This window comes from Caballeronia glathei (assembly GCF_000698595.1).
GTDB classification, from domain to species: Bacteria; Pseudomonadota; Gammaproteobacteria; order Burkholderiales; family Burkholderiaceae; genus Caballeronia; species Caballeronia glathei.
Window position 1 is genome coordinate 1 of sequence record NZ_JFHC01000152.1, and the last position, 5,546, is coordinate 5,546.

Here is a 5,546-nt window from a genome sequence, read left to right on the forward strand (position 1 = left end):
TGCGCAACTGGAGGGGTTCCGGCCGCGGCCGCCGACGCCGCCTGACTCCGGAGAAGACGACGGGCGAAAATAGGATGACCGCCCCGAATGAAATTTCCGCGGGAAAGGGAAGGCAATCGCCATGCTTGCATTTCCTATCGAGAAGGGCGCAACGACGGAAAAGGCATTCTCGTAACGGCGAAGGTGATAATACGAATGAGCAACTTTCCATCCCAAGCGCACGCGACGTCAAAAAGCGCAAATCCACAGACGTTATCCGCTAGCCTCTTGCCCATTAAGGGGTAATCGTCCTTTTCGTGCAAAATCTGGCGGTTTTCTTTGATTTCTCTTTTAAAATCAATGGGATAAGAAGTTTCTATTTTGCTGAAGCGCATCCTTTTGATGCAAAATCTGGCGCTTTCATCCCACGGCGCCTGATCGACCGAGCATGATTGAGTGCGGCTAGCAAATCCTCACGATGCTCCCGTTATTCACGTCCACGTTTCGTTGCAGCTGCTGCTCCGGTGACGAGACGCGCGTTGTCCCGTTTCAACCGCAAGACGGATAGGCCGGACGACGGCTTCAATATCGATGTCCGGCTTCACTGCTTTACGAAACCGCTTCACGATCCGGCCATGCGTCGCCATGGCGCTGCGTCCAGCAGCATCTCGCGGTAGCGGTCGATCGGAAAGCTCAAGGTCCCGCGGAAATTGACATGCGCGAAGTGCGCCGGCCCCATCCGCCGCAACCAGTCGTCGTCAACCCCTTGTCCCTTGCTTCGCCAACGATCAAGGGTTGCCTGGATGCGTTGGGTATTCCACGCAATGACCACGTTTGTCAGCAGCGTCAAAGAGCCGGATATCGCAACCATTTCGTCGCGGCGCCGCCCGCGTTCAGGCGCGATCTTGCCGGTGTAGATCGCGCGTTGCAACTGATGAACCGATTCGCCGCGGTTAAGCAGCGTATGCATTTCGCGCCGAAACTCCACGTTGCTGAAGTAATCACACAGAAACAGCGTGCGCAGTAGCCTGCCAAGATGGTCTGCTGCCCGGTACGTGGGGTCGCCCTGCGCCGCGCTGCCGAACCGCTGCAACGCGACAACTGCGCTCACGCGTCCGGCGTGAATCGAAGCGACGAGTCGCAGCAGTTCGGTCCAGCCTTCGCGAATCGCCTTGATAGAGATCTCATACACGACGACCGCTGCCAGTCCCTCGGGCGCCGCCACGCTTCTCGGCAGATGCAGTTTGCGTTCCGAGAGGTTGCGCAGACGCGGGCAGAGATCAAAACCAAGCAGCTTCGACACCGCCATCCCGACGTTCGTGTATCCGTGCGTGTCTACTGAAAGCCGCAGCAGTCCGCCATCATCACGGTTCTCGTTGTGGCGGATCACGCCCTCGATAGCCACGCCAGCCTGGCGCTCGTTCAGCACGACGGGCTGGTTATAGACAATGCCGTGTTGATCCAGCACGTGCGTGTACATGCCCACAGCATGGGTCCGGCGTCGCGGATCGACCCGTGCATAAAACAGGTGAGGTGACGTGTCCAGGCTCATTGAGTCGCTTGATGCCTGCCGTCCCGTACCCCAGAGTTCCGTAATCGGATGGGTGCGCTGGAATTCAACCACGCGCTCATTTGCACGTGGCAGCCGACCCGGCACCTCAAGCAGGCGCATTCCCGTCGATATGTGCGCCGGGTCCAGATGCGGGATCATGGCGGCGACGCTCCTCGCGTCAAGTTCGGTGCCGTGAGCGATCATCGCAGCGTAGAGCGAGACGAGCTCGTTCACATCACGTGCCTTGCGTGACCGGAGCACTTCGCTGAAGCCAGTGCGAGCATCCATTTCCACGATCATGTCGGCGAACTGTGCGGTGCCGATTTCCCTGAATATCAGATCCCGCGTGCGTTTCGGTATGCCATCGATTGGCAACGCTTCGATCGCCGAAAGGTGCAGCGCACCGTCGGTGCCGATCGTCATGCGGCCTGCCTCGCGCGCTTCCTCTAGCGCGGCCAGGCCTGCCTTGAGGTGTTCCGTCAACCGTTCGAGGAATGGCTCAGCGGTTCCAGGCAATCCGAGCGACGACAGGTAGCGATCGCGTTCGCTTTCCCATTGCACGGGGGGAATCAGCAACTGGTCGCGCTCCCGGAAGGACAGGCTGTGGTTGATCCAGACCGAGCCGCGCCGAAGCCCCTTGCGCAGACCCGTGATTGCGGACGCTTCCAGTGCCCGCAACGCGCGCGCCCGATCGTCACCCTGGACGAGATCGCGCCAGGCGGCGCTGACCGGCACATCGCAGTCGCGCGGCAATTCGGTAGCGCCACTGTCGTGCAGTGTGCCGACAAGTTCGAACTGTCGCAGGCTCGGCTCCGCATCGCGGCCCACGAAGCCTAGCTCACGTAATGGCCCCAGGAGGTTGCGGATGCGGTGGTGATCTTCGGAGAGCGTTTCGCGTACGCTGGCTGCGTGACTAGCCGGTGGGCTGTCTACGAGGCATTCAAGCAGCTTGCCGATATCGTCGAGACGTTCTTGCGCCGGTCGCTCGCTATCCTGAATCAGAGCCTTGATAGCGACCAGTTGCTGCCGGTATTCGATAGCCGAGCGTGCCTGTCGGACCGTCGTGCGGTCGTACGCCTGCCGTACGAGGTCGGAGACGCGGCGCCCTGTTTGGTAGAGTAGCGCGTCAGTCAGCTCGAGCAGCGTGACGCGCAGGAAGAAGATCAGCTCGATGGTGCGGGTCGACGCCTTGAGTTCGCGGACCTTCGCAGGACGGCGAGCCTGGATGCGTTGCGCGTATGCACGCTGCTTTTCGAGTGGCACGGCGTCGAGTCCCCACGTATGCGCGCCGAGTTCCTTGAGAAACCGAACCTTCTCAAGGGTTTCGCTGAGCGTCGTGGGGCTGTGTCGCCCCGGCGGCGTCTTCAGCCATTCGAGGACTCTCATTCCTGAGGTTCCGTGCTGGGTAGAGAGGGCGGCATCGGCGTGCATCAACTCCGTTTCCGTGACCGTTGCCTCGATAAGTGCGAGCAGACCACGTTCAACTTCCGACCAGATCGCACGGCCGAGATCCCGCAGTTTCCGGTCGGCGGGGATCAGAATGCGACGCTCATACAGCCAGAAATGGGCGTGCTGGAGCAGCTCGTCGAGGGTGAGAGATTCGGTGGCGTCCTGTCGCATACGCGCTTCCAGTTCCGCCCAGTGGCTCGGTTCGATCGACGTCATGCCGAGATATTCGCAGGTCCAGACCTGATGCTCGTACAGTGTCTTATAGCGTTGATAGAGCGTGCGGAGCGAGGCGATCGTCGGGGTAGGCAAACCGAGCCGCTCGCCGACATAGCGCAACAGCTGGCGCGGCAGTGTGCCGACATGATCGAGCGTGTGGCCACTGGCACGCAGAAAGACCAATTGGATCGCGACGCTAGCACGGCGATCGCGCCGAAAACGCTCGTTGACCGCGGAAACGTCGCTGTCAGTCAACGCGAAGTAGCGCTGCACGTCGAATTCCGAAAGTTGGGCGGGCAGGCGATCCTGTCCCATATAGCGAAATTCCAGACCTGGCATTTCCTGCCTCCTGTCAAGGTCACGCGATCCGTAGTCGCGGGCAGGTATGTTATCGCAGGCGCTTCTGGGGCCTCCTGACAACAGTCAGCCCCGATGGCAGCCTTATAAATAAAGGCTTTGCGGAGGAACCGCCAGATTTGGCACGAAAAGGACGATTACCCCGTGCTGAGCACAAGGCGCTCAGCACCCAACTGACACGAGCGCAGGAGCAACTGAGCCGAGCCATGGCGCAACGCCTTGAGCGAGCCCCGATGAAGCGCCCAGCTCGCGGATCGACGGCGGAACCGTCGATCCGAAAGGCGGCTGGACCGCGCAAGCGGCCAGCCACCTGATCCCCACCTTTCCGAGGCGTCGCTGCTGTGCCGACATGCATCAAAAATCCGCTGTCGCGACGCTTGGCGCGGCCGCAGACAAAATCGCCGAGTGTGGGTCCAGATAGCAAATAGGCAAGCGAATACGTGGGCGAGCGCGCCAACTTTTTAACGAATGGAGAGGCCGCACGTCAAGATGTCAGAGGCACCGAGCGGACACGCCCGGTGCCGGCGCGGCATAGCCTAGAGGAGCATCCAGTGAGAAGGACCGCCGAAAACAAGCTGAAGGTGGTCGCAGTACGGATCGATCCACAGATTGAGCAGCGACTGCGACTGTTGGCAGAAGTCACGGGGCGCAAGCAGTCGTTCTTCCTGCAGCAGATGATTGAGAGCGGCACCGGTGCCATCGAAGAGACCTGGCTGCCACCGGACATTCTCTCGCAAGTCCGCAGCGGCACGGTGCTGGTTCCGCAGCAGGCGCTCGACATAACGTCGGACCTCTTTAGTGGACCATTCACTAACCAGGAAGGCTAATCCGGTAGAGCAGACCCACTGCGGAATCAGTGGCAGTGTGGGTTGCCCTGTATCAACCGGCAAACCGCGGCGGGGTCGACCTAGCGACCCCGTCAAACAAGAGGCAGCACGCTTTCAGTTCAATCCTTAAGGGGTTGACTACGCGTTGCGCGACGGCTTGAGTGAACAGCGGGGATGAGCGGCAGCTTGGTCGCGTTTGGGTCTATTATCAGAGAATACAAAATTCACGGAGGGAGGAGGGAGGGCCCGTGTCAGCCGAGAACAGCCGATTTTCTGATGCGGAAGTCGCACGCGTGACGCTGCTGCTCGACGACGCCGTCACCCAGCGCCGACATGCAAGCGCCTCGAGGCTTTCTACGTACTGCGGGGCGGCACCCAACCGGCCGATCAAGCCGACGCGTACCGAACTCGCGGTGTTAGCCGCCCTGGCGCATGTGTACGGCTCGTCGCTCACGGACCAACGTTTCATACCGGTCATTGAGTGCGTCGCGGACTGCGGCGCGGTCGAGTTGGTGAAGCGTGCGCTGTGGGGTGAAGGCCTGGATGATGCGCGGATCTCCGCGCTGTTACTTGATGCGCGCACAGCGCTTGATATCCTCGTCGGCACTTGGCCCACGGTGTTTATGGCCGAGGCGCATGCGCAACTGGAGGGGTTCCGGCCGCGTCCGCGTGACTCCGGAGAGGATGACGAGCGAAAATACGATGACCGCCCTGAGTGAAATTCCGCGGGAAAGGGAAGGCAATCGCCATGCTTGCATTGCCCAATCTGGAAGCGCGCAACGACGGAAAAGTGATACTTGCAACGGCGAAGGACATTCTGCCGATGTGCATAGGCGGTCCACCCTTCGAAAAGTCCCGTTACCTATGGATTTGCCAGCGGGGGACTTAAGACGCAGCATGTACCGCCGCGGAGCAGCCCCTGTCCGATCGACCGCTTTATTTCGCGATCGAGAATTTCTCACGCTTCTTTCCCGCAATCCAAGCCGGTGCTCGGCCGCGGCCGCTCCACGTCGCGCCGGACTTCGGGTCTTGATACATCGGACGGTGACAGCGCCGGTAGCATCCGGCCGAAAGGTCGCTGCGTTCCGAAAGGGATCGACGCACGAGGATTTTTCCTGCGCTTCGAATGAAAATCCAATCGTGATAATGCAGAGGATTTTTAGCGG

At 60.5% G+C, this 5,546-nt stretch carries 4 protein-coding genes; 2 read left to right on the top strand and 2 right to left on the bottom strand.

Going from position 1 to position 5,546, the window contains the following annotated elements; genetic code table 11:
- Positions 1–601: 601 nt before the first annotated feature.
- Positions 602–3,535: a Tn3 family transposase gene (locus BG61_RS37460; protein WP_035943223.1), complete on the bottom strand. Its 2,934-nt coding sequence runs from the start codon at positions 3,533–3,535 to the stop codon at positions 602–604.
- A 569-nt stretch (positions 3,536–4,104) separates the two neighbouring features.
- Between BG61_RS37460 and BG61_RS37465 the strand changes: the two genes are divergently transcribed.
- A complete protein-coding gene (locus tag BG61_RS37465) occupies positions 4,105–4,380 on the top strand; it encodes a hypothetical protein (RefSeq protein ID WP_035943225.1) in 276 nt (91 codons plus the stop codon).
- A 248-nt stretch (positions 4,381–4,628) separates the two neighbouring features.
- Complete coding sequence (locus BG61_RS37470; protein ID WP_051673085.1) at positions 4,629–5,099, top strand: hypothetical protein; 471 nt, start codon at positions 4,629–4,631, stop codon at positions 5,097–5,099.
- A 217-nt stretch (positions 5,100–5,316) separates the two neighbouring features.
- Here BG61_RS37470 and BG61_RS41640 read toward each other — a convergent pair whose 3' ends face one another.
- Complete coding sequence (locus BG61_RS41640) at positions 5,317–5,532, bottom strand: H-NS family nucleoid-associated regulatory protein (protein ID WP_081868326.1); 216 nt, start codon at positions 5,530–5,532, stop codon at positions 5,317–5,319.
- Positions 5,533–5,546: the final 14 nt, after the last annotated feature.

Coding starts and splice junctions, on each gene's coding strand:
- BG61_RS37460 (WP_035943223.1), bottom strand. CDS start 3,535: ATGCCAGGTCTGGAATTTCGCTATATGGGACAGGATCGCCTGCCCGCC.